The following is a 23,367-nucleotide window of genomic DNA, read 5'->3' on the forward strand; positions in this document are numbered from 1 at the left end:
GTGATGAATAAAAGACTTCAAGGCAATTGTTCCTCGAAGCCAGCCTTGGCAAGGTGCCTGGCTGTTCTGGCAATGATGCTGGCTCTGTCCGCCTGTGGCGTGACGGACCGTGTCGCCAAGCGCATGGATGACACCTGGGCTGGCGACATGATGTTTGGTGACAACGAAAAAGTCATCCTGACGACTGACGGCGGTAATCAGCTCAACCCCGATGAGTACGGCAAACCGCTCTCGGTGGTGGTGCGCGTTTATCAACTGGCCTCTCTGGAGCGCTTCGAGTCGATCAACGCCGACAGCCTCTGGGATGATCCGCAAAAAGCTCTGGGCAACACACTGGTTGATAGCAAGGAGCTGATTCTGTTGCCAGGCATAGGGCAGACCGATCAATGGCCGCTGAACCCCAACGCGTCCTATGTGGGCATCGCGGCGTTCTTCCGGACCGACGAAAACAGCCGCTGGAAGGTCGCGTTCGACGCCAACACGCTGCGCAAGGACGGTATCTGGTTCTCGTCCGACGGTGTGCGCGTGCTGGTGGACAACAACTACATCCTCGCCGTTCGTGGCGTGGATGTGTTGAACAAGCTCAAGACTGAAGAGCAGTTCGCCAAATCCAATTCGATGCCCGAACAACCCGCCGGCAAAGGTATTACCGAGCGAGTGCAGGACGCCGCTGTCCAGCAGGTTCAGGACTCGGCCGGCAGTGCTGCGAAAAAGGCAGCGGACTCACAATTCAATTCTCTGTTGGAAGGCGCCAAATGAGTAAACAAAGCCGCGTGATGTGGTCGGAAGGCATGTTCCTTTTGCCACAACATTTCCAATATCAGGATGAGTTTCACCAGCATCAGCTTGCTGAGTCGACACTGCGTTCCACGCCTTTCCATTGGGGCGTGCAAACGCTGGAAGTCGACGTCGAGGCATTGGCCACAGGCTCGTTGCAGCTGAAGCGCCTGAAGCTGGTGTTCCCTGACGGCAGCCTTTACGACGCGCCACAGCATGACCCGCTGCCCGCCGCCCGCGACCTGAAAAACCTGACCAAAGGCGGAGAAATCAAGGTCTATGCGGCGCTCAAGCTGCCCGAGCCCTTTGGCCTGAACTACGTTGAAGATGGCCAGGAACAGAAGAGCGCCCGGCGCTTTCGCAAACAGTTCGACACCCTGCCGGACCTCAACGAAGGCGATCTGGAAAACGAAATCACCAGCCTGCGTCTGAACGTCGTGATGCTGGTCGATGGCGACACTCTGGATGGCTACAGCTATTGCCCGATTGCCCGACTGGCACGCAACAGCATCGGCGGCTTCAACCTGGATGCGCATTTTGTGCACCCTACGTTGCACGTGGGCACCCACGAGACGCTGGTTGGCCTTGGCAGACGCCTGATCAGCGTGCTGCAAGCCAAGAGCAAGGCACTTTCAGGCCGTCGCCGCGAGCGTGCCGACCAGATCGCCGAGTTCGGTTCCAGCGACGTTACGTTGTTCTGGCTGCTGAATACGGTCAACCGCGCCTACCCGCAACTGGCCCATCTGCTGGCGCACCCACGCCTGCACCCAGAGCGCCTGTATCTGTTTCTCGCGGAACTGGCGGGCGGTTTGCTGACGTTCTCGCTAGACACCCAGCTCACTGACATCCCCGATTACGATCATCAGGACCCGGCGGCCTCGCTGGTGAAGCTCGACGAACTGGTTCGTCTGCTGCTTGAGAATGTGATTCCGAACCAGTGCATCGTCATCAACCTGAGTCAGGTCCGGCCTTCGTACTGGCAGGGCCAATTGCTCGACCCACGCCTCACCGAAGCGGACTTCTATATTTCGGTGCATGCCGACATGCCCGGCTCCAGCCTGCTGGAACTGGTTCCGCGTGCGTTCAAGGTCGGTTCGCCGGAAGACATCGAGGTGGTCGTCAACAGCGCCATGCCGGGCGTCACCCTGAACCACTCGACACGCCTGCCAAACGCCATTCCGGTGCGCCTGGACAACCATTACTTCTCCATAGAGCCACATGGCCGGGTGTACGAACGCATGATGGAAGCCCAGGCCATTTCCTTCTACGCGCCCAGCGCGTTTACCAATCTCAAGCTTGAACTGTTGGCGGTGCTTAAATGACTGAAGCCGTGATGCAAGGTGCCGCTGCGGCTGCAACCGAAAAACCTACGCTCAAAGACCTGGTACGTGACTTCATCACCATGGCGCTGATTGTCCGTCGCGGCCGCCAGGCGATCTCGGTCACCGCGTTCGAAGCCAGCGTCGATACTTTTTTCGCCAACCTGGAGCGTCAGGCGCGCAGCGCCAATTACAGTGTCGACCAGGTGAAAGACGCGCAGTACGCACTGTGCGCATTCCTTGATGAGAGCGTGCTGCGTTCGGGCGACAACGATATGCGTCGCCACTTCGAAATGGAGCCGCTGCAGTTCCGTTATTTCGGCGTTCACCTGGCGGGCGAAGGCTTCTTCGAGAAAATCGAACTGCTGCGCGCCGACGTGAAAAAGAACCTGGATGTGCTTGAGGTGTATCACCTGTGCCTGGCGCTGGGTTTCGAAGGCAAGTTCGGCCTCGGCCAGAAAGACCAGTTGCGCTATCTGGCCAACACGCTGGGCCAGGACATCGCACGCTACCGCAAGACGCCAAAGGCGCTGTCGCCTGACTGGGCATTGCCTGACCAGGTGTCGCAGATGCTTCGCCATGAAGTTCCGGTATGGCTTTACCTGGTGCTCATCGCCCTCGTGTGCCTGGGTGTCTATCTGACGCTTGACTGGTTGCTGGGCAAAGACGTGGCCGCGTTGGCCGAACAAATCAGCCAACTGTTCAATGCTTGAGTCCCGATCAGGTAAACGAGTCAGGAAGACATGAAGACATTACTGCGCCTGTTAAAAAGTTTCTGGTTCCTGGTCCCGATACTGTGGCTGATCAGCCTGGCTGTCTGCTGGTTTTTCGCCCCCAGGATCAGTTGGCTGCAAGGCTATACGCTCGAAGCGATGGCGATCATCAGCGCCTTCTATCTGCTGTTGATCGTACTGCGCCAATACCGACGGATTCGTACCGAACACAACCTCGAAAATCTGGTTCAGATCGAAGTTGACCGCTCGCTGAAATCCACCGGTGAGTTCCGTGATCAGCAAGTGCTGCGCGACCGCCTCAAGCATGCCATTGCCATGCTGCGCACCGATCGCTCGGCAGGCGGTGGCGGCTCCTCGGCGCTCTACGATCTGCCCTGGTATCTGGTCATCGGCATGTCGGCGGCGGGCAAGACCTCGTTGCTGACCCGTTCCGGCCTGTCGGCCAGCATTGCCAGTAGCGCCAATGACACGGAAAGCGGCACCCAGCACTGCGATTGGTACTTCAGCCCTGAAGCCGTGATGATCGACACCGCAGGTCGCTACCTGCGTGACGATCAGTCTGCCAGCGAATTCGCTGCGTTCCTGCGTATGCTCAAAAAGCAGCGCAGCAAGGCCGCCGTCAATGGTCTGGTGCTAGTGGTCAGCCTGCCGGAGCTGTTGGCCGCCTCTTCCGCCGAACGTAACGAAATGGGTGCGCGCCTGGTCACGCGCATCGAGGAATATACCGATTGCCTGGACGCCAACCCGCCTATTTATCTGATGCTGACCAAGACCGACCAACTGCCCGGCTTCAACCAGGCTTTCGACGGTATGGACCTGCATGAGCGCCAGCAGCCGCTGGGCATGACGTTCGGTCTGACAGAGATCACCACAGAAAGCCTGCGTTCGGTGCTCGATCGCAAACTGGCGAACCTGCAGGCGCATGTCAGCCGCCACGTCGATGCACAGATGATCGCGCTGGGTGCCGACGCCAACAGCGCCCTGCTCAACTTCCCCAACTACTTTGCCGAGCTGTCGGCGATACTCGAACAGTTTCTGCAGCATTTCGCGCGCAGTAACGTCAACGGTACCCAGTTGTTGCTGCGCGGCCTGTATTTCACCAGTGCCCTGCAAACCGACAAGCAGCTGACACCGGTGTATGAAGACGAGCTTTCAGAGTCGTTCGTCTTGCGGCCAGCGACCGCACCCGATGCGCTGGAAGAGGGCGAACAACGGAAAATCAGTGATCGCAGTTACTTCATCACCGATACCTTCCGCCGCGTCATTTTCCCTGACCGTGACCTGACCCTGTACCAGTCACGTCATGGCCGCGACAAATCACTGGGGCCGATTGTCATCGCTCTGGCGCTGTTCGCCGGGCTGGCCTTCATCGGCTGGCAGGCCCTGTCGTTCCAGAAAAACCGCGAGTGGCTGGCCGCGATCAGCCAACAGTTGACCGAACTGGAACAGTCCCCGGACCGTGCCCAGCGCCTCGCCTCCGGCCAAGGCCTGGAATTGCTGCGCAACCAGCTGGCTGCCATCGAGAAATACCGCACCAAGGGCGTGCCTCTTCAGCTCAGTGGCGGCCTGTACCGTGGCGACGATATCTACTTCGCCACCCAGACTGCCTACCTGCAGCAACTGCGTACCCAGGCGCTGGAACCGATCACGCTGAAACTGCAATTGCAGATGCGTGAATTCAACGAGTTCGCCAAAACCATGGACCCGCAGTATGGCTTCGGGGCTACACCCGCAGGGTCGGAAACCAAAACGGGCAAGGTACGCGCTCAAGGTCAGAAACTGCTGGACCGCGGCGCGCGCAACGTCGCTGCGAGCCGTCCGACCAGCCTGAGCAGCATCCCGCGCAGCACCGGCGAGGTTGCCAATCGTCTGACCGGCGCAGCAAGAGGCACAGCCAGCCAGACACGCAGCGAGGCGATTGCCGCGCTACGCAACCCGGCCACTGCCAACGATGCTGCCGAGCTTTCAGCCACAACAGGCGGCTTGTCGTTGTCGGAAGAGATGCTCGGGCGACTCGATGAACGGCAAGTGGCGTCCATCATCGAGTCATACAACGCCCTCAAGCTCTATCTGATTCTGACTCAGCCGACCACGCATCCGGAAACCGAGTTCGTCAACGCAGCGTTGCCGGTGGCCTGGGCGGGCATTTCCAGCGAGACCAATCCGATCAGCGACGACGTCATCGAGGACAACTCGCCGGTCTACGTACAGCTGCTCAAGAATGGTGACGCGCCGGCCATGCCACGCAATGAGCAACTGATCGACGAGACCCGCAAGAGCCTGAAGTTTTTCATGATCTCCAGCTCGCTGGTGGACCGTGAATACCTGCGCCTGCAACTGGAATCCAGCCGTCAGTTCCCGGCAATCGGCCTGAATGATCTGGTACCTATGCCGGGTCGCCAGTTGCTCTACGGTTCGGAGGCTGTACCTGCGATTTTCACCCGCCAGGGCTGGGAAGAGTTCGTGAAACCCGAGCTGATCAAGCTGGTGTCCGGCAACCTGCGTAACGAGTCGGACTGGGTTCTGGATGGCGAAGGCGGCGACAGCGTGGTGCAGAAAGCCAACTTCGTTCGTGAATTCATGGCCCGTTACAAGCGCGACTACACGCAGGTCTGGTACACCATGATCGACAGCGTCGGTGTGCGCCGCTTCAGCGACATGGCCAACGCCACGCAGCAGTTGTCATTGCTCAGCGACGTACGCAATTCGCCGGTCAAACTGCTGCTGTCTGCCGTCAACGACAACACGCAATGGGACGTGCCTGCGCCTCGCGAAGCGCAACAGACCGGAGTCAAACGCGACGATGGCTTCTGGGGCAAGGTCAGCGGTATCTTCGACAACAAGGAAGCTGCGGCCAGCGTACTGATCTCGCCATTGCCTGCCGTGGATGACGGCAGTCTGGCCAAACGCTTCGAACCTGTATCAAGGGTTTTCGCAGCGCAGAATGCCGAAGGCGCTGACAGCACCATCATGGATCGCTACCTGGCAGCGCTGCGTAAACTCAAAGTGCGGATGAACAACATCCAGCGCTCGCAGGATGTCGGCAAGAGCAGCAAGCAGTTGATCAGCGAAACCCTTGAAGGGCAGCCGAGCGAAGTCACCAACGTGCGTAACTACGTTGAAACCACGGTCGATACCAGTCAGGGCGGGCTTTCCACCTCGCTGCAAAGCCTGTTCAGCCTGCCGATCCAGTTCGCCTGGGAAACGCTGCGCGATCCGGCCGGCGAACAGATCGCCAAAGCCTGGGCCAAACAGGTCGCCAAACCTTGGGAACAGGTCATGGCGCATCGTTACCCGATTGCTGCGGACAGCCGCAACGAGGCATCGGTGAAAGACCTGCAACGCTTCGTTGACCCGGAATCCGGCCTGCTACCGAACTTCAAGCGCAACGAAATCGGCAACCTGTCCGATGGCGAAGGCCTGGGTATGGGCAGCGGGTCCAAGGCTGCGCCGCTGGTCAATCCGAAAATGGTCAGCAACATTGACAAGGCCAGTTCGCTGGGCGAGGTCATCGCCAGCCTCTCGGATCGCGACAATGGTTTCGAGATCATGCTGGAGCCGTCGGCCTACTTCACTGACATCATCTTCACGCTGGATGGCCAGGAGCAGCATTACCGCAACGGCAAGACCAGCTGGAGCCGCTTCTCATGGCCGGGTACCACGACAGCACCGGGCGCACGCCTGGATGTGGTCACGCTGACCGGCGAGCGCATCACCGTGTTCGACTACACCGGGCGCTGGGGCCTGCTGCGCATGAACGACAGCGCACGGGTCGCCGACCTGGACGGCATTCAGCAGCGTTTCAGCTGGAACACGGCAAAGGGGCCGGTCAGTCTGGTGGTGCGCAACTATGGTGGCGTGAAGCTGACCGACCTGGCGAACGTCAAGGCGCTGAGCGCGCTTAACGCAACAGATGGGCGGACCAAGTGAGGATGCACATGCTCGATCTGGAGGGCGGTCGATGATTGGCTGCTTCGGAAAAGTGCCCGCGAGCGCAGATTTCGTCAGCCTGCATGGCGCCAGCGACGATGTCTGCGAGTTCGATGCATGGCTGCAGGGCGCTCTCGCCGACATGCAGCACCGCGAAGACTGGCGCACGCTGTTCGATCGATTGCCGGTGTGCTTTTTCAGCTACCGGGCACGCAGCGGCAACTGGCTGGTGGGCGGTTTGATCAGTTCCAGGGACTCAAGCGCTCGGCGTTATCCGTTCTTCATCTTTCAAACGGTGAAGTCCAGTGACGCCGGGCTGTTTGTGAACCCGTTCACCCTGAGCGAACTGTTCGCCGGGCAGATCAAACCGCTGCTGCACATGGCCGCACAGGGCGAAGGCACCTCAGTGCTGTTCGAACGCATCAGGGCCTTGCGCCCGTTGCAAGGACAGGACTTTGAACTGTTCCGGCGTGTGCATGAGAAGTTTCTGGTGAACTTCACCCTGCGTGACATTGCGACTTCGCTGGAGAGCTCATACCCCGAGTTCATCAGCAATGCCGTGCTCACCCGACTGCAAGCGCTGGGTCGCCCGTCGTACAGGGCACCGATCGGTATTTCGCTGCCACTGCCTGCCGAGCGAGGCTTGAAGAACCCGACAGCAGATCTGTGGGTCAATTGGCTGACACGCATTGACCCGAACAAGGCAGTGCCGCAAATCAGCATTCTGGCGGACGACTTCATGCGCCCCCGACTGTTCTGCTTCCCGTCGCGCAACACCTCAGGCGTGTACCGCGTGGTGACGGGCGTGGGCGAGCATTCGGAGAACTATGACGTGCTGGCACCCTTTGACGCGTTCGACGAACACCACCGAGGCCATGTGTTTCCAGACATTGACCGCCCTCTTTATGACGTTATCGACCGCTTTGTCGATGTGCTGGATTTGAAGTCCGTATGAACAAGATCAAATACTACTTTTTGCGCTACCAGCCCTATGTTCTCGGGGTCTGCTTTTTTCTGTCGATCTTCATCATCTGGAGCATCGGCCGTGCCCTGGGCTTCAGTTCGATGAACAGCCTGCTGACGGGAATAGGCCTGTTCCTGCTGCTGTCGGCGGCGTATGTGCTGTTGCTGTATCGGGGCGTATCACAGCATCAGAACCTGGAGGGTCTGCTGCGTGATGACGCCGATCAGGCCGTGCTCAACGCCAGCCCGGCGGATCGCGAAGAGGTCAGCCTGCTGCGTGAGCGCTTGCTGCAAAGCATCGAACGGTTGCAGAGCAACAAGCCGAACGGCAGCAACGCCAAGGACGCGCTTTACGCCCTGCCCTGGTATCTGGTGGTGGGTCAGCCCGCAGCGGGCAAAAGCACCATGCTGTATCAGTCGGGCCTCAACTTCCCCTACGCCGAGCGCGAAGGCGCACGCGTCGCCGGGCTGGGCGGCACGCGCAATTGCGACTGGTTCTTCAGCTCGGAAGCCGTGCTGCTGGATACCGCTGGCCGCTACATGAATGATCAGCAGGAAGCCGGCAAATGGCGCGCCTTTCTGCAATTACTGCGTCAGCACCGCCAGCGCAGACCGCTAAACGGCCTGATTGTCACGGTCAGCATTCATGACATCCTGCAATCCTCGGTGGAGGATCAGGAGCGCATCGCCAAACGTCTGCGCGAGCGAATCCAGGAAACCCACGCGCTGCTGGAAGTGCGTCTGCCGGTGTATCTGGTGTTCACCAAGTGCGATCTGGTACCGGGCTTTGTGCCCTTCTATCGCCAGCTGGATGATGTGGCGCGTGGCGAAGTGATGGGCAAGACCTTCCCGCACAAGGGCTTCGAGCAAGCTGACTGGGGCCAGCGCTTCGGTGTGGCGATGGACGAGCTGATCAATTACTGGAAAGAGATCGCCAACCAACAGCTGGTGCTTCAGGACATCCAGATCACGCGTCAGGACACCGCGGTGTATCGTTTCCCGCTGGAACTGGAAGCCTTGAAACCGCGCCTGCTGATGTTCGTCGATGCCCTGCTGCGCGCCAACCCGTATCAGAGCGCCGAGATGCTGCGCGGTTTCTACTTCACCAGCGCACTGGACGCCGACCAGCCCGAAATGGGCGGACACACCCGTCAGGTGACCGAGCGCTTCCAGCTGGAAAGCGAGCAGGACCTGGTCGACGGCAATGCGCAGCCGCATCCGCTGTTCATCAACAGCCTGTTCCGCAAGGTGATCATTCCCGATCAGCATCTGGTGGCGCTATACACCACCAACCATCGCGAGCGTCGCCGCAAGGCTGCGTGGATTGGCGGTGCCAGTCTTGTTGCCCTCTTGATCTGCAGCCTGTGGGGCTGGTCGTACTGGAACAACAAGGACAACATCCAGTCCATTTCCACCGAACTCGCCCAGGCTGCAGCCGATGACAGCAAAGCCACCGGTCAGTACACCGAGTGGCAAACGCTGGATCGCATGCGCTTTTGGACTTCGCTTTACTACGATCGTCATCACGACGAAGGCGTACCGCTGCGCTTGCGCCTGGGTCTTTACCGGGGCTATGACGTCGAGCCGTTGCTGCGCACACGCTACTTCAACCGTCTGGAAACGGTGATGCTCAAGCCGACCGCAGACAACCTGACGCGCTCGCTTTACCTGCTGACCACCATCAAGGTCTACCAGCGTAATGCCAAGGACCTGATGCCGGTCACCGGCGTCGACAGCGTCGAACCCAAGGCACTGCCGCCGGATAACCGCGCGCAGTCCATCGCGGCCTTCGGCAAGGCGACGCTGGATACTTACGTCATGTTGTCGCGAGCGCAGCGCGAGAAGGCTGACCCGGCCTTCCTGAAAGCGAAGATGCCTGATTACTGGTACCCGGCCATCGCGCGCCAGACCGGCAAGACCATCACTGCGAACGCCGAGGCAGGCTCCAATCAGGATTACGAGTACGCCAGCCGCCAGATCAACTTCTACAGCGATCAGATTCACGAACTGGACGTGCCGAGAATTCTCGACAACGCATTCCTGACATCCAGTTCGCGTAATTACATCAACAGCCTGTTGACGCAGTCGTTGAAGGCTATCGAAACCATCACGCTGGAATCGGACACCCTGTTTGCCTTTGGTCGTGCCGACTTCCAGAGCCTGAAAACCGAAGGTCAAAACCAGTTGAGTGCGATCGCCGGCAAGCTGTTGAGCACACCGAACATCGGCAAGATCGTGATTGCAGGTCACGCCGACCAGCTGGGCGACCCGCAAAGCAACATGCAGGTGTCCAGGCAGCGTGCACAGACCATCAAGACTTACCTGGTCGGCAAGGGCGTGCCCGCCGAGCTGGTGGACGCGGTCGGCGAAGGCAGCGAGAAACCCTTGGTCAAATGCGATATGCAGCAGCCGAGGGCTCAGTTGATTCAGTGCCTTGAGCCGAATCGACGCGTAGAGATCGAAGTGCGCGCGCTCAATTGAGCGCGCAGTGCAAGCAAACCGAAGCCCGGGTTGTCTACATGAGACCAGGGCCGTGGCAAGAGAACCTTTCTTGATCGTTTCAGGAAGGTTAATCAAAAGGGCCGTGTTCTGTCCGCAGACGCCACGGCTTTAAATGAAGAAGGAGAAGCAGAAAATGGCATTTGACGCATACATCCAAATCGACGGCATCCCAGGCGAAGTTCTGGACGACAAGCACAAGGACTGGATCGAAGTGTTGGGCTACGAGTTCGGCGCTACCCAGGCCACCTCGGCGACCGCAAGCTCTTCGGGCGGTGCTTCGTCCGAGCGCGTTGCACTGAGCGACTTCAGCATCCGCAAGTCTGTGGACAAGGCTTCCGCCAAGCTGTTCGAAGCGTGCTGCAAGGGCACTCACATCGCCAAGATCCAGCTGAACGTCAACCGTGCAGGCGGCGACAAGCTGACCTACCTGACCATCAACCTGGAAGAAGTGGTTGTGTCTTCCGTGAAGGCGGTTGCTGGCGGTAGCCAGAAAGGCGAAGACAACGCAGTCAGCGATCTGCCGATTGAAGAAATCAGCTTCAACTTTGCTCGCATCAAGACTACCTACACCCAACAGAGCCGTTCCGATGGCCAGGGTGGCGGTAACGTCACTGGCGGCTGGGACCGCACTGCGAACAAAGTATTCGCATAAGTCTGTGACACCTCGGGTCGCGCAAGCGGCCCGTCTTCAGCACCGTGTCTGCCCAGGCACGGTGTTCTTTTATCCTCTGATCAGAGTTGACTATGTCTGAATTTCTCAACGACCTTTCGCTTGCCGATCTGACGGCGCCCATCAACGGGGGCAGCGGCGAAGACCTGAGCTTTTCCACCCTGTTCGATCAGGTCAAGGAAGCTCGTCGAGCAGACCCCGATTACCTCACCCAAGGTGACTGGCAAACCGATCTGAAGTCCTCGGACTGGGATCAGACCATCACGTTGGCCGCACAGGGCCTTGCTGAACAAAGCAAGGACCTGATGCTCGTCGCCTGGCTCAGTGAAGCCCTGGCGCACAAATACCACTTTGTCGGCATTACCTTCGGCCTGACCGTGGCCGAGCGGATCCTGCAAAATTTCTGGGACGATCTGTACCCGTCGCTGGAAGACGGCGTAGAAGAACGCGCCGCCCGTCTGGCCTGGCTGAAAACCACGCTGACCGAAGTCGTCGGCGGGCTGCCAATCACCCAGGGGCAGAACTTTGGTCTGTTGCGCTACGACGAGTCGCGCCACGTGGAAAACCTCGCGCTGCAAAACCCCAAGGCCATGCAGGCTGCTGTTGACGAAGGCAAGATCAACGCCGAAATCTTCCAGCGCTCCGTGGTACTGACCGACTCGGACCACCTGCGCCTCAAGGCCAGCGAAATCGCTGCCAGCCTGTACGCCTGCCAGCAGCTCCAGGCCACTGCCGACACCCTGTTCGGCCGCGACGCGCCCAGCCTCGTCACCCTGAGCGACATCCTGCAACGCGCCGGGCAACTGACCGAAAAGCTGCTCAAGGACCGAGGAATAGAACTGAGCCCTGCCCCGGCAGCCGCCGCTCAGACCGCACCCGAAATCGCCATCGACCAACCCGCAGGTGCCGTAATGACCCAGGCCAGCCAGGACAGCGCGTCCGCACCACTGCGCACCACCCCGGCCACTCGCGACGAAGCCTTCACCATGCTCGCCGGTATTGCACAGTTCTTCAAAAACACCGAGCCGCAAAGCCCCGTCCCGTACCTCATCGAGCGCGCCATCAAGTGGGGCAACATGCCGCTGGAAGGCTGGCTGAACGACGTCATCAAAGACAGCAACGTCGTGGACAGCATTCGCGATGTGCTGGGTACGAAAGAGCCTAAGCAGTAAGAGCGATCTGGTGGATCGGTCTGTATGAAGGTACGTACAGACCGTCGGGAAATGCACCACAGGATGAGTCCGTCTGTATGACTGACGTGCCCTCGATTTACCCGTATGTTGCGTCTTACCCAGCGCAACAACAGGGAAAGACCATTCACATGATTCACACACATCAGGGATTAGAGAATGAACACGTCAGACCCGGTAAACGCATCAGGCCATTACAGCGACAAATGGAAAGAGCGCTTCGCCTTTTTTGAAGCGCATGGCGGCCCGAACGCACCAGGGTTCAGACCCGCGCTCAAGCAACTGCCCTTTCTGAAAAAAGTGAAAATCAACTTCAATTTCTTCGCGTTCTTTTTTGGGCCGGTTTACCTGTTCATCCTGGGGCTGTGGAAGAAGAACCTGTGCTTTATCGCAATGATCGTGGTGGTCTCTATCGCGCTGGACATGGTGATGGACATGTTTGAGTTCCGCTATGCCAAGGAGGCCAGTTCTGCGGTCGGTTTTGTGTTTAATGCGTTGTATGGGCAACTGACTAATTACGCGTATTACCTCAAGGAAGTGAAAGGCGAGCAGAGCTGGAATCCGTTTGAGGGGTTGCGTTGGTGAAGCGCGGAGCGCATCAGCTGAAGGGTAAACGCCGGAAGCGCGGCTATTTGTTGAACTGGATAACTTGAATCTTCCCGTTCTCCACATTCACCGAGTAGGTCACACCATTCCAGCAACCTGCGATGACCTGAGCGTTGTCATCGCAGTGAAGACTCATAAACGGCTTGTCCGCCTGCGTACCGTGCGGGCTTTCCTCGATCTGCCAGAGCACTTCGCCAGCCATCGAGAAAGCGAAGATGTTCCGGTTGAAGCCCTCGCCCGGCGGGGATTCAAGCCTGATTAGCACTATCCCCTTAAACAGCAGAAACGTGTCCGCCGGGTAAGGAAGGCAGACTCGCTGACTTTCTATCCAGAGACTCCCGTTCTCGATCCGACAATGATGAGAGCTCATTATTCAGCCTTCAAAGCCATCAACATAAAGCGCCTCATAACGCGCCATCGTATCAATGAGCCGCTGCCGCAGATACCCGTTCGCATGCCCCAAGGCTGCCAGAATCTGCGCCGACTCCACCAGATACGACGCTCGCTTTGCCTTCTTCCAGGTGGACGGCGCTGACTGGAGATTGGTGATGCGATCACACAGTTTGACCGACGCAGCTTCTTTGGAATGACTGGCGATCCCGGCGAAATAAAGCGCTTCGGAAAACGGCACGATCAGGTTCTTGCTCAGGCACGCCACGGCTGAGGCGACCTCCACACCGAACGCTTCAGCCAACTCATCCTGAGTTACCGGCGTATCTTCCAGCACGTCGTGCAGTAATGCTGTGGGCAAGGCGATTTCAAGCGCGCCCACAGACTCTTCGCGATGGGCAAAGATCAACTCGTTGGCAACCATCGCCACGTGGGTGGTGTAAGGAAGGTCCGAGCCTGTCATTTTTTGGCCGACGTGGGCCTGGGATGCGAATAGCCAGGCTTTGTTGAAGAGGTGTTGCGGGCATGATTTGGGCATTTGGGTCAGATTCCTTGAGATTCTCATCGGAGCATATGCTATATCTCAGAAAGCAGGTCATGCAGCATCAGGACCGCAAGGCATGTGCGCCACACAGAGTAAAAATTAACTGCCCGTGACACGCACTTTCATTACTCACCCATTTCCCTTTTCAATTTATGTAATAAAGGAGTCTCTCCACCAGTCAGCTCAATCCTGAACTCTGCGAAAGCATGCTCAAGATGAGGATATTGTTGCAAACCCTCTTCGGTAAATAGATAACGCCCTGGAATGTCTCGCCACTGCAACTTAACTGTTATCATGCCAGATTCGGCCAGCTTCATCAGTGGTTCGATCTCAGCTCGAAGCTTTTCAACCACGTGATCTGATTTTTTCAAATCTTCAATCACTTCACGCAGCTCTTGCGTTTTTTGCTTAAGATGTTCAATATTTATAATAATAATTTTGGCGGCAGCTGAATTTACAGAAGGACGAAGGAAAGCAGAAACCTACAACCGGCCCCAAGAGAGAAAATTGCAAATTTTTCTGCACAGGGCAACCATTATAAAATTTATTCCTCAAGGATGCCACAACCCTTCGGGAAGTTTAATTTCCAACTCGTTTGCTGACTGATTCGCAATGTAATAAACATCCATCGGGGCTTGTGCCAGCACGTAATCTTTTTCTTTGAACCTCTTGACTGCAAGGGCCCCGATAAAAAGTTTGTGAAGTCCGGACTTGTCTGCCTCAACAACCTCAAGAATTGATTTTATATAGAGAGGCTGTTTAGAACTGCTGCGTATATCGAAAACGCAGGGTGGCGACTTATACGCATTTCGGTAAGTAAAACAGCATGATCTATGAACTCCTTGGCGGAATTAAACCTTATTATCGGCTTGCCCCTAATACAGAATACGCTTCATCACTGCAGAACGGACGAGCTATTTTCGATTTCGTTCTGCGCGAAGTATTTTTAAAAGCGGAGGTTCCCCTCCCGTAATCTCAATTGAAAATACAGCATATGCATGCTCTAAATCACTGTATTCTTGAAGCCCATTCTCGGTAAAGCGATAACGCCCCGGAACGGCTCCCACCTCTATAGGGGTTAAAATCCGCCTCGACTTTGCCAACTCCAGCAATGGTCTCAGGTCGTTATAGAGATGTGATACCTGTACATCTTTATTCATATGCTCTTTCAACTTTCCCTCTAAAACTCTTGCTGAAGAGCTCAATTTTTCTACGTTAATTTTTAGCACCTCATGATTTGAACTGTCACAGCCAGAAAGAAATTTATTCGACCCCCTACCTCTGCTAGAAATGAGCTGCACTGCTTTGTTCCTCAAGCCTATTCCCTATTCGCAGATATTTTAGTCCTTAGCCATTTTGGCCAGCAAAATTTTGTAGGCCTCGGTCTCCCGCCCCTCGATGAGGTCCATATAGAAATCTGTATATGCGGCCTCCAAATCTTTATATGACTGTAAACTTGTCTCAGTAAAAAGCTTGTAACCTGGAATATCTCGCGGCTCAACCATTTCAGTGATTTGGCCTCGCTCTGCTCGGGAAAGCAAATCCTCAAGATCCAATAGCAATATTGAAGCATCAGGATCGCGATGTTTATAAAACTCAAGTTTGTCACGAAGCGCTGTGGCTGCCATTCTCAAAGCTTCAACATCCATAATATTACTCCTATTTGCTATGGCGCATGTTATCCTGGGCATTAGCTAATTCTCACCAGTGCATATAATATATATCTCAGAAAGCAGGTCATGCAGCATCAAGATAGCAAGGCACGTACGCCACACAAAGCAAAATCTAAATGCCCGTGACACTCACCTTCACTCCTCGCCCATTTCCCTTTTCAACTTACGTAACAAAGGAGTCTCTCCACCAGTCAGCTCAATCCTGAACTCTGCGAAAGCATGCTCAAGATGGGGATATTGCTGCAAGCCCTCTTCGGTAAATAGGTAACGCCCCGGAATGTCTCGCCACTGCAACTTAACTGTTATCATGCCAGATTCGGCCAGCTTCATCAGTGGTTCGATCTCAGCTCGAAGCTTTTCAACCACGTGATCTGATTTTTTCAAATCTTCAATCAATTCACGCAGCTTTTGCGTTTTTTGCTTAAGATGTTCAATATTCATAGTAATGACTTTGGCAGCAGCTGGATAGGCGAAGGGACGAAGGAAAGCAGACATCTGCGACCGGCCTCAAGAGCGAAAATTGCAACTTCTTTCGCTCTTGGCAAGCGTAATAAAATTTATTTCTCAAGGACGCCACAACCCTTCGGGAAGCTTAACTTTCAGTCCGTTCGCTGATTGATTTGCTATGTAATAAACATCCATTAATGCTCGTGCCAACTCGTAATCAGTATCTTCAAACTCTTTCGCCGCAAGAGCTCCAATGGAAAGCTTATGAAGTCTAGATTTATCCTTCTCAACACCATCAAAAACAGCTTTTATGTATAATAGCTGGTTTATAACTGTGGCATAAACAGGAAATGAAGGATTGCGTTTTATCCGCTCTCTAGTCAGATCGATAGCATAATCTACAAACTCTATAGCAGTATTAAACTTCATCACCCACTCGCGTCCATTAATTTAAGCGATTTTTTGGACTGGAAGTCATTTGTTTTCCAGGCGTTTGACTAGAGATTATCGAAAAGAGAAGAAACGTCTTCGCTTTACCGTTTCAGACTCGAAACAAAGTACGCTGCACTACCCTCTATTGAAGAGACTTTCGACGCTTAGCCATCTTGGCCGCCAACATCTTATACGCATCTGTTTCGCGCACCTCTGAAAGTTCAAGACAAAAATCAGCGTAGGCTTTTTCCAAATCTCCATAACTTTGTAAATTTGTTTCGGTAAAAATCTTGTATCCTGGAATATCTCGAGGCTCAACCATCTCTGTTATTTGGCCTTGCTCTGCCCGGCAGAGTAGCATATCAAGGGTCAATAATAATATTGAAGCATCGGGGTCGCGATGTTTATAAAATTCAAGTTTGTCGCGGAGCGTTGTAGCTGCCACTTTCAAAGCTCTAACATCCACGCTAATGTTACTCCTAGTTTCATCGTGCTGATTAGTCTGGACATAAACCATTCACCACGATTGTTTACTATGCTCTGAACAGCATCGCCAGACCTGGCAACTTTCCGTCGGCGCGACGTTACCCACAAAAACCTCTCTTAGCTTGAATCAGCTTGTTAGGTTCATCATCGAGGTTCCGCTCGATGCCATCCCAGCTAGGAGTGTTGGCTAATAAGTCCATTTATACATCACTGTCCTTGGGTTGAAGGGGGTTGCACCAACTTATTTGGGTAGTCACGAATTGACACGTTCTGATCCATATGCACTTGGTCCGATCAGACCTGAATTTTGAGCCAAATTTCAGAGCAAGCTCACTTTTCTCATCCGCGAAATAGATCGTAATATCGTAATTATGACAAAACGTCATTATCACGCAGTAAACATTTGTACCTCTGACTTTTCTTACGAAAAATTCATATAAATATCTATATTATAAACACTCAAGAAACTGTATTTTGGCGCTATCAGCGATAGACCTTTAAAGGATTGCACACTTCCACGACAGCGCCGAAAATGCATTTTAACTTGGTGCGCGCTCAAACAACTGCTGAGCTAAATCTTGAATATGATCCGACCAAGCGACTTTTTTTACCCACTCATCTGGCATACCCGACACACCATACAATGCACCGGCGATTTGTCCAGCGGTAGCTGCTACACTGTCAGCATCATCGGCGAGATTAGCGGCTAGCAGAATAGCATCTTTGAAGTTGTCGGTATGCCATACGGCCCACAGGGCTGCTTCCAGCGTGTCGATAACATAACCTGAGGAGCGGATCTGGTCTCTAGTTTTTTCTTTATATTCACCGGCGTTGATGATCATTACCCGAGGCTGGAATGGGCCGATCATGGGAGAAAAAATCTCCTGCTTATTGGCCCCATTTAGAGCGAGGTGTAATTTTGCCCCTAGAAGTTCACAACAACTAATCACCTCAACCGCACAGTGTGTAGTTCTGCTTTGCGTTTGACTTTCCATCCATGTAGTGATCAGAGAGTTTCGCCGAAAAATAGCTGTCGGTGCTAATCTGATTATTGAACCGTTGCCTGCGGTACTAGGCTCCCAGTTACCGTTCCAACTCAATCCTTCCTTTAGCCAACCTTCAAGTGCGTTGCGTGTCGCATTACCAATATCAAAGCAAACACCGTTGACGCTATTTTCCCCTTTTTTATACCAGCGGCACAGCCGATTCAAATAGTCTGCGTAATCCAGCTTTCCATTCGCAAGGTAACAGTCAGCCAAGCAAAGAGCTAGGCTGGTATCATCTGTCCACTCACCCGCGTTGAGTCTAAATGGCCCCCCGCCTTGCATGTCTGTCACAGTGTTAGAATCGCGACTAGTAAACTCCAGAGTTGTACCGACTGCATCACCAATAGCAAGACCAAGAAGTGCGCCTTTTGATCGGTCAAGTGCCTGAGAGGCTGTTAGCGTAGGTATTCTAGATGCTAGCCAGCCCGGGACCAAGGAAGAGTCTGTGGAACTATCAGCCTTTGAAGATCTTCCACTTGAGGTAGATACTCTAGGAGTAGGCGCAGGCCTAAGGCTTCTATACCGTTCAGCATAGTCAGTAACGATGTCTAACGAGCTATGTAGATTTATCATGGGACTTCTTTAAGAGAAAGATGGGTGATAAAACCTGATTCTTGGCGATTTAAAACTTCAAAAGTTGTCCCGGGCGGATATAGAACCTCTGCTTCTGGAAGATGGGTTAGAAATGAAATGTCTTTTCCAGATGTTCCTTGCACCACCATTTGAGTATTGCCCGAGAAGGGGCTAGTTGCCGAACTGCTAAAAAAAGCTTTATCCACTTCTACGGCTCCGATAGTCATCCTATCAAGAACATCTGGGGGGAGATCTGTCCCCCGGTAGGTTCGCCCTCCCACAAACGGAGGCAGCTTAGCCAAGCCTTGAGTGGCATGATGAGCAAAAGCCTCAATCTCTGGGGTAGTATTATCCGAGCGCATAGCCGCATTAAACTCTTTATATACGTCATTAGTAGAATAACCATAAAGAGCTCCAATTTCATCATCTGAAAGCAGAAGTGATGCCTTAGGATTTCTTTCGCTAGCATTGCTGCGTCCTGCAGCTATCCATCTATCAGCCATTTCCTTACCTACCGCATCATGCAGACTCATAACAGGTACAGGTTTTGCGGGTGACTTCGTTTTATCTGGAGAAGGGGTTGAAACTTCTGGCTGATCGATATCAGCTTGCTTCTTAGCCAACGGCGCCGGCTCATTAACCCGCAACTCCGGCTGAGCCAACAACTTCTGCTCATTACGCGCCAACCAATTCGCAAACTGCTTGTTCGAAATATCTGCCTGAAGCTTGGCACTGCGCGCTGCGATGCTATCCACGCTACCTATGATGCCTGCCTTGACCTGCCCACGTGTCATGTAGGTCACGATGGCAGTAAAGAGCAGCAGCACCAGTTGCTCCTGGCCCTTCGCAATTTGGCGGGCAGCACGATCAATCCGCTCCTGGATTTCGTATGCCGAACCACCAGTGGGGTCGAGGCCCTCGGGTTTCAGCCCTTCGTCAGCGTGCCAGGCAGTGGCGAAGCCTTCCTGCAAGGTAGAGAGGCAAGCAGGCAGACCTTTATAGAAATATTCAGCTATAGCTGAGAGGCCCAGCGCCATCAGGATCAGGTTGCCAACCTGTAAACCGATACCCGCTCCAACTGCCGCTACCGGCACAGCGCCGACACCAAAGAAAAACGCTCCAGCAACGCCGCCAGCGACCGTACCGACCGCAACGCTGCCGCCGAGAATCATCGCGACTTCTTTAACCAGTTGCAGCAGCACCGGGAGGATCTGTTCGATCTCGATGGATGCCCACTTGCGCTTGAGGTTTGACTCGATGATGGGATAGGAAAGCCTCATCGCCGCTTTCACATAGTCAATGCGGTTGCCGCCCATGTATCCGTAGGCTTGAGTCGCGGTGGTATTGACGCGTCGCGTGAAGCCATTCCAGCTGTCATAGGTGCTCTGCAGCCCATCGCTGTAGGCTTGATTCAGCGTGTTGAATTTATCATCGAGGTTCCGCTCGATGTCATCCCAGCTAGGAATGTTGGCTAATAGGTCCATTTACACATCACTGTCCCTTGGTTGAAGGAGGCTTGCACCAATCGCGCGGCTACAAATTGACGTGATCCGAGCCATGTACATGGCTCCATGGGACCTGAATTCTGAAGCTAAATTTCAGGACATGCTCATTTTTCTCACCTAAAAAACAGATCGCAACAATGTCATTAGGCTATCACTTATTCGAGTCCCTGCTTAACTCATTGCTACGCTTGAAAATCTTCCAACTAATGCGCGCTCTAAGTGCTCCACAATTACGACCGTCCAGCTAAATCAGACACATCCCAAAATGAGGGTGATCGTCCGAGGCCGTCGTTGTGGTTGACACGGCGCAACGCCTCGGTGTCTCCTTTCATCTCTTAAGAACTGTAACGGTTTTGAGAGAAATGTTAGCTGTTTTTTTACTGAGCTAGTGGCACTTTCATATTGTTTTGTGGTCGCACATTCGCAGTAATTGCGAGATGCCGAACGCGTCTGTAGCTCTGGTCCTACGAAATTTTCAGAATTTTATGAGCGGTGGATGTCGATTTTTGATATCGCAGCCCTCCTGAAATAGTCGATGCTTATGCACCAGACCTGTGTCGTGACTTGTCAGTTTGTAACCGTTAGCCGCTAAATCCGGCGGCGCTGGCCTCCCTGCCTTCAAGGAGATATACATGTTGATGGACCTTGCCGCGATGCTTTCGCCGCAGAACCGGCGCCTTTTTAAATTCAAGAACCTCGCGAATCCCGAGCAGGAGCTGCTGCTGGAGTCCTTTAGAGGGTCTGAAGGTCTGTCACGTGCATACCAATTTGACCTGCTGCTGGTGTGCCAGGACTCCGGAGTCGAGCTGAAATCGATGATGGGCCAGCACGTGGTTATCGAAATCGAGCTGGCCGATGGCTCGCCACGCTATATCGCTGGCTATCTCACGCGATTTGCCAGCGGTGGCAGCGACGGCGGCATGGCCAAATACACGGCAACGCTCAACCCCTGGTTCTCCATGCTGAAGAACCGCTTCGACACACGTATCTTCCAGGGAAATACGGTTGAGGAAGTCGTTACCCAAGTGTTCGCGATGTGTACCGCGTTCTCCAAGCATGAGTTTCGCCTGAGCAAGCCTCTCAAGCGCTATACCTACATCACTCAATACCGCGAATCTGACTTCAACTTCGTCCAGCGTCTGCTGGAAGAAGAAGGGATGTTCTATTACTTCGAGCACACCGCCGAAGGTCACACCATGATCATCTGCGACGACTCCACCACGCTGGTGCCGTTGCCGGAGCAGCCCCAGATACGCTTCCACTCGGCGTCGGTCACCGAGACAGCCGACTCCATCATCGAATGGAACGGCGACCGCAAACTACAATCAGGGAAAATAGCGGTTCAGACGTTCGACTATCGTCAGCCAAACAACAGGCTGCCGGTCGCCATGAACAGCCTGAACCAGCAGGGTGATGTCGAGAACTTCGAGGTGTACGACTTTCCCGGCCAGTACACCCATGGTACCTACGATGAAGGTGAAGCGCTGTTGCGCTTGCGCGTTGAAGCGCTTGAGCTGAGGGGCAAGAGCTTTAGGGGCACCAGTAACTGTCGTGCCATGAAGCCTGGCTACACCTTCGAACTGCTGCAGCATTACGACCACGATCAAGGCTCACCTGAAGACCGCCAGTTCCTGCTCGTTCTTGTTGATAGTGAAGGCCACAACAATTATCTCAACGGCCAGCAAGCCAGCTACTTCAACACCTTCTCCTGTGTGCGCAAGAAGATAGTTTTTCGCCCGCAGCTCACTACCAATCGCTCTGTCATTTCCGGGCCGCAGACCGCTATCGTTGTGGGTCCGCCCGGCGAAGAAATCTTTACCGACGAACTGGGTCGCGTAAAGATTCAGTTCCACTGGGACCGCAAAGGCGAGCACAACGACAAAAGCTCCTGCTGGGTCCGCGTCGCTCAATCCGGTGCAAGTGGCGGTTTTGGTAGCATCCAGATCCCGCGCGTCGGTGACGAGGTGGTGGTCGTTTTCCTTGATGGCAACCCCGACCGTCCACTCGTCATGGGCAGTTTGTACAACAGCCAGAACACGCCGCCGTGGTCGTTGCCTGCCAACAAGACCCAAAGCGGTTTCCTGACACGTTCGGCCAAGGGTGATGGCGGTACGGCCAACTTCTTCCGCTTTGAAGACAAGGCCGGTGCCGAACAGGTGATTGTGCATGCCGAGCGCAACATGGACACCGAGATCGAGCTGGATGAAAAGCACGAGGTGGGCAATAACCGCAAGGTGACGGTCGGCGGCACGAATACGGAAATCATCCAGAAAGATACTGTGACGAACGTGCAGCAGGGGTCGTTTACGCTAAAGGTCGACAACCAGTTCATTCAGGTGGATGCCAAGCAGTACATCCTTCTCAAAGTGGGCGATAGCAGCATCTCGATCACTCCGGAAGGCATCCAGATAAAAGGCAAAGTGATCAATGTTCTTGGCGAGAGCACCTTCGTCAAAGGTGACCGAGTCGACATCAACAAGTGAGAACGCAGGGCATGGAACGAACAAGTCTCTACGACCGTATTTCCGCAAAACGTATTGCGGATGAGGAGGCAGCACGCAAGGCGGCGCTGGAAGCTCCGGTCGTTGAAGCTGTCCCCGAGCCTGACCCCGAGCCGGTCACGCCACTACAAGACGTGCCCAGTAGTTTCAATTTTGGTGGTTTGAATCTGGCCTTTCCCGAAAGCGCTCTGTTTCGCGAAATCCAGGCCACCATAGAGTACAAAGGCGAGCCTCTGACCCTGTCGGTCAAACGCAAGGATGTGATGCTGGGCGAGACGCTGGAAGCGCTTTTCGAGAGCTCGGTACAGGCCTTTCGTGCGCGAGACAAGGAACTGCGTATTATTCGTCAACGAGGCTGCACACTCGTTGGCTGTGCAGCCAAAGCGCTGGACTTCCACTTCAAAGAAGGCAGTGCAGAACAACATGCACGCCTGGTGGGCGCGCTTGTCCCTGTTGCAGGTAGAGACGTGCTGCAGTGGCTGGAAATCTCCTGTCTGATCGATCCGACCAAGCCCGACCTGAGTCTGTGGCTGGCCGACTTCGACAGCATGCTGGGTGGTCTCGCCGCCCACTGATTATTCTTTTTTGATTTCAGGAATTCTTATCACATGGACTACGAGTTGCACGAGGGCAGTATCAAGCTGCCAGAAGGGTTTCAGGACCGCACAGTGAACATGTTTGTGATGGGCTCTACGCTCCCGGCGCCCCTGAGCATTACAGTGTCCAGAGACACCTTACTGTCCACCGAGCTTTTGAAAGCTTACGTTGATCGTCAGGTCAAAATGCTTTCATCCAAGTTGCGTGGCTACACGCTCTTGAACAGGAAAGCGGTTTCGCTATCGACCGTGGCACCCATTGAGGGCATTCAGATTGATGCGTACTACATGACCGAAGGACGGCCTTACTATCAGCGTCAGGCGGCATTTTTGATCGAGCCAGAGCGCGCGATTGTGTTCTCCACTACATCCCCGACGGACTTCAGTGACGAGCAGACCCAAGGTTGGGAAAACCTGTTGGCCAGTTTCCAGCCTCGTGTGTCGGACACTTCTCCCTCCAACGGTAGCGAACAGGAGTAACGC

General features: G+C 54.6%; 22 protein-coding genes and 2 pseudogenes. 12 read left to right on the top strand and 12 right to left on the bottom strand.

All coding sequences use genetic code 11. From position 1 onward, the window contains the following. Nucleotides 1-3: 3 nt before the first annotated feature. The 9 genes from tssJ to KP808_RS24990 all read left to right on the top strand — a co-directional run bounded on the left by tssJ (nucleotide 4) and on the right by KP808_RS24990 (nucleotide 12,670). Nucleotides 4-759 (top strand): type VI secretion system lipoprotein TssJ, encoded by a 756-nt coding sequence (gene tssJ / locus KP808_RS24950; RefSeq protein ID WP_080396181.1) that lies wholly within the window; start codon nucleotides 4-6, stop codon nucleotides 757-759. Next, nucleotides 756-2,099, top strand: a complete 1,344-nt coding sequence (gene tssK, locus KP808_RS24955; RefSeq protein ID WP_057401781.1) for a type VI secretion system baseplate subunit TssK — start codon at nucleotides 756-758, stop codon at nucleotides 2,097-2,099. The genes tssJ and tssK overlap by 4 nt, the downstream gene beginning before the upstream one ends. Continuing rightward, entirely contained in the window at nucleotides 2,096-2,809 is a 714-nt protein-coding gene (icmH, locus tag KP808_RS24960; protein ID WP_044321978.1) for a type IVB secretion system protein IcmH/DotU, read from the top strand. Before tssK ends, icmH begins: the two co-directional genes overlap by 4 nt. 30 nt (nucleotides 2,810-2,839) lie before the next feature. Continuing rightward, on the top strand, nucleotides 2,840-6,760 hold the full coding sequence (locus KP808_RS24965) for a type VI secretion protein IcmF/TssM N-terminal domain-containing protein (RefSeq protein WP_230017145.1): 3,921 nt from the start codon (nucleotides 2,840-2,842) through the stop codon (nucleotides 6,758-6,760). 31 nt (nucleotides 6,761-6,791) lie between these two features. Beyond that, on the top strand, nucleotides 6,792-7,715 hold the full coding sequence (tagF, locus tag KP808_RS24970; protein ID WP_057401783.1) for a type VI secretion system-associated protein TagF: 924 nt from the start codon (nucleotides 6,792-6,794) through the stop codon (nucleotides 7,713-7,715). Further along, complete coding sequence (gene tssM, locus KP808_RS24975) at nucleotides 7,712-10,204, top strand: type VI secretion system membrane subunit TssM (protein ID WP_057401784.1); 2,493 nt, start codon at nucleotides 7,712-7,714, stop codon at nucleotides 10,202-10,204. The genes tagF and tssM overlap by 4 nt, the downstream gene beginning before the upstream one ends. A gap of 154 nt (nucleotides 10,205-10,358) precedes the next feature. Beyond that, complete coding sequence (locus KP808_RS24980; protein WP_003318810.1) at nucleotides 10,359-10,877, top strand: Hcp family type VI secretion system effector; 519 nt, start codon at nucleotides 10,359-10,361, stop codon at nucleotides 10,875-10,877. A 92-nt stretch (nucleotides 10,878-10,969) separates the two neighbouring features. Further along, the gene (gene tssA, locus KP808_RS24985) at nucleotides 10,970-12,067 is read left to right on the top strand and encodes a type VI secretion system protein TssA (protein WP_230017146.1); all 1,098 of its coding nucleotides are present in this window, start codon (nucleotides 10,970-10,972) and stop codon (nucleotides 12,065-12,067) included. A 177-nt stretch (nucleotides 12,068-12,244) separates the two neighbouring features. Next, a complete protein-coding gene (locus KP808_RS24990; RefSeq protein WP_057430490.1) occupies nucleotides 12,245-12,670 on the top strand; it encodes a DUF2628 domain-containing protein in 426 nt (141 codons plus the stop codon). A gap of 43 nt (nucleotides 12,671-12,713) precedes the next feature. On the opposite strand, the gene KP808_RS24995 is transcribed toward KP808_RS24990, so the two are convergent. The 12 genes and pseudogenes from KP808_RS24995 to KP808_RS25045 all read right to left on the bottom strand — a co-directional run bounded on the left by KP808_RS24995 (nucleotide 12,714) and on the right by KP808_RS25045 (nucleotide 19,766). Continuing rightward, nucleotides 12,714-13,061, bottom strand: coding sequence for a hypothetical protein (locus tag KP808_RS24995; RefSeq protein WP_003343680.1), 348 nt, complete (start codon nucleotides 13,059-13,061; stop codon nucleotides 12,714-12,716). A gap of 3 nt (nucleotides 13,062-13,064) precedes the next feature. Beyond that, on the bottom strand, nucleotides 13,065-13,619 hold the full coding sequence (locus KP808_RS25000) for an HD domain-containing protein (RefSeq protein WP_230017147.1): 555 nt from the start codon (nucleotides 13,617-13,619) through the stop codon (nucleotides 13,065-13,067). Nucleotides 13,620-13,750: 131 nt separating this feature from the next. Continuing rightward, the gene (locus KP808_RS25005) at nucleotides 13,751-14,053 is read right to left on the bottom strand and encodes a hypothetical protein (RefSeq protein WP_058428079.1); all 303 of its coding nucleotides are present in this window, start codon (nucleotides 14,051-14,053) and stop codon (nucleotides 13,751-13,753) included. A gap of 123 nt (nucleotides 14,054-14,176) precedes the next feature. Next, nucleotides 14,177-14,433 (bottom strand): annotated as a pseudogene (locus tag KP808_RS25010) (immunity protein Tsi6 family protein). A 106-nt stretch (nucleotides 14,434-14,539) separates the two neighbouring features. Next, nucleotides 14,540-14,926, bottom strand: a complete 387-nt coding sequence (locus tag KP808_RS25015) for a hypothetical protein (RefSeq protein ID WP_230017148.1) — start codon at nucleotides 14,924-14,926, stop codon at nucleotides 14,540-14,542. Between the two features lie 39 nt (nucleotides 14,927-14,965). Then, a complete protein-coding gene (locus tag KP808_RS25020; RefSeq protein WP_005759842.1) occupies nucleotides 14,966-15,274 on the bottom strand; it encodes a hypothetical protein in 309 nt (102 codons plus the stop codon). A 159-nt stretch (nucleotides 15,275-15,433) separates the two neighbouring features. Beyond that, on the bottom strand, nucleotides 15,434-15,739 hold the full coding sequence (locus KP808_RS25025; RefSeq protein ID WP_058396566.1) for a hypothetical protein: 306 nt from the start codon (nucleotides 15,737-15,739) through the stop codon (nucleotides 15,434-15,436). A 123-nt stretch (nucleotides 15,740-15,862) separates the two neighbouring features. Beyond that, entirely contained in the window at nucleotides 15,863-16,174 is a 312-nt protein-coding gene (locus KP808_RS25030; protein ID WP_230017149.1) for an immunity protein Tsi6 family protein, read from the bottom strand. A gap of 145 nt (nucleotides 16,175-16,319) precedes the next feature. Continuing rightward, nucleotides 16,320-16,643: a hypothetical protein gene (locus KP808_RS25035; protein ID WP_058409579.1), complete on the bottom strand. Its 324-nt coding sequence runs from the start codon at nucleotides 16,641-16,643 to the stop codon at nucleotides 16,320-16,322. 139 nt (nucleotides 16,644-16,782) lie between these two features. Beyond that, nucleotides 16,783-16,863 (bottom strand): annotated as a pseudogene (locus KP808_RS26345) (DUF6861 domain-containing protein); the annotation flags it as partial. A gap of 339 nt (nucleotides 16,864-17,202) precedes the next feature. Continuing rightward, a complete protein-coding gene (tri1, locus tag KP808_RS25040; RefSeq protein ID WP_058409573.1) occupies nucleotides 17,203-18,282 on the bottom strand; it encodes an ADP-ribosylarginine hydrolase Tri1 in 1,080 nt (359 codons plus the stop codon). Continuing rightward, a complete protein-coding gene (locus tag KP808_RS25045; protein ID WP_058409574.1) occupies nucleotides 18,279-19,766 on the bottom strand; it encodes a DUF6861 domain-containing protein in 1,488 nt (495 codons plus the stop codon). The genes tri1 and KP808_RS25045 overlap by 4 nt, the downstream gene beginning before the upstream one ends. Nucleotides 19,767-20,419: 653 nt before the next feature. Between KP808_RS25045 and KP808_RS25050 the strand changes: the two genes are divergently transcribed. Genes KP808_RS25050 through KP808_RS25060 form a run of 3 tightly spaced genes read left to right on the top strand, consistent with a single transcriptional unit; the run spans nucleotide 20,420 to nucleotide 23,364 of the window. Continuing rightward, nucleotides 20,420-22,270, top strand: a complete 1,851-nt coding sequence (locus tag KP808_RS25050; protein ID WP_010195599.1) for a type VI secretion system Vgr family protein — start codon at nucleotides 20,420-20,422, stop codon at nucleotides 22,268-22,270. A gap of 11 nt (nucleotides 22,271-22,281) precedes the next feature. After that, nucleotides 22,282-22,863 carry a hypothetical protein gene (locus KP808_RS25055; RefSeq protein WP_230017150.1) on the top strand — a complete coding sequence of 194 codons (582 nt, stop codon included), beginning with the start codon at nucleotides 22,282-22,284 and terminating at the stop codon, nucleotides 22,861-22,863. A gap of 33 nt (nucleotides 22,864-22,896) precedes the next feature. Then, nucleotides 22,897-23,364: a DcrB-related protein gene (locus tag KP808_RS25060; protein WP_230017151.1), complete on the top strand. Its 468-nt coding sequence runs from the start codon at nucleotides 22,897-22,899 to the stop codon at nucleotides 23,362-23,364. The last annotated feature ends 3 nt before the right edge of the window (nucleotides 23,365-23,367 follow it).

Origin of the sequence: Pseudomonas savastanoi (assembly GCF_020917325.1) — a bacterium.
Lineage (GTDB): Bacteria > Pseudomonadota > Gammaproteobacteria > Pseudomonadales > Pseudomonadaceae > Aquipseudomonas > Aquipseudomonas amygdali.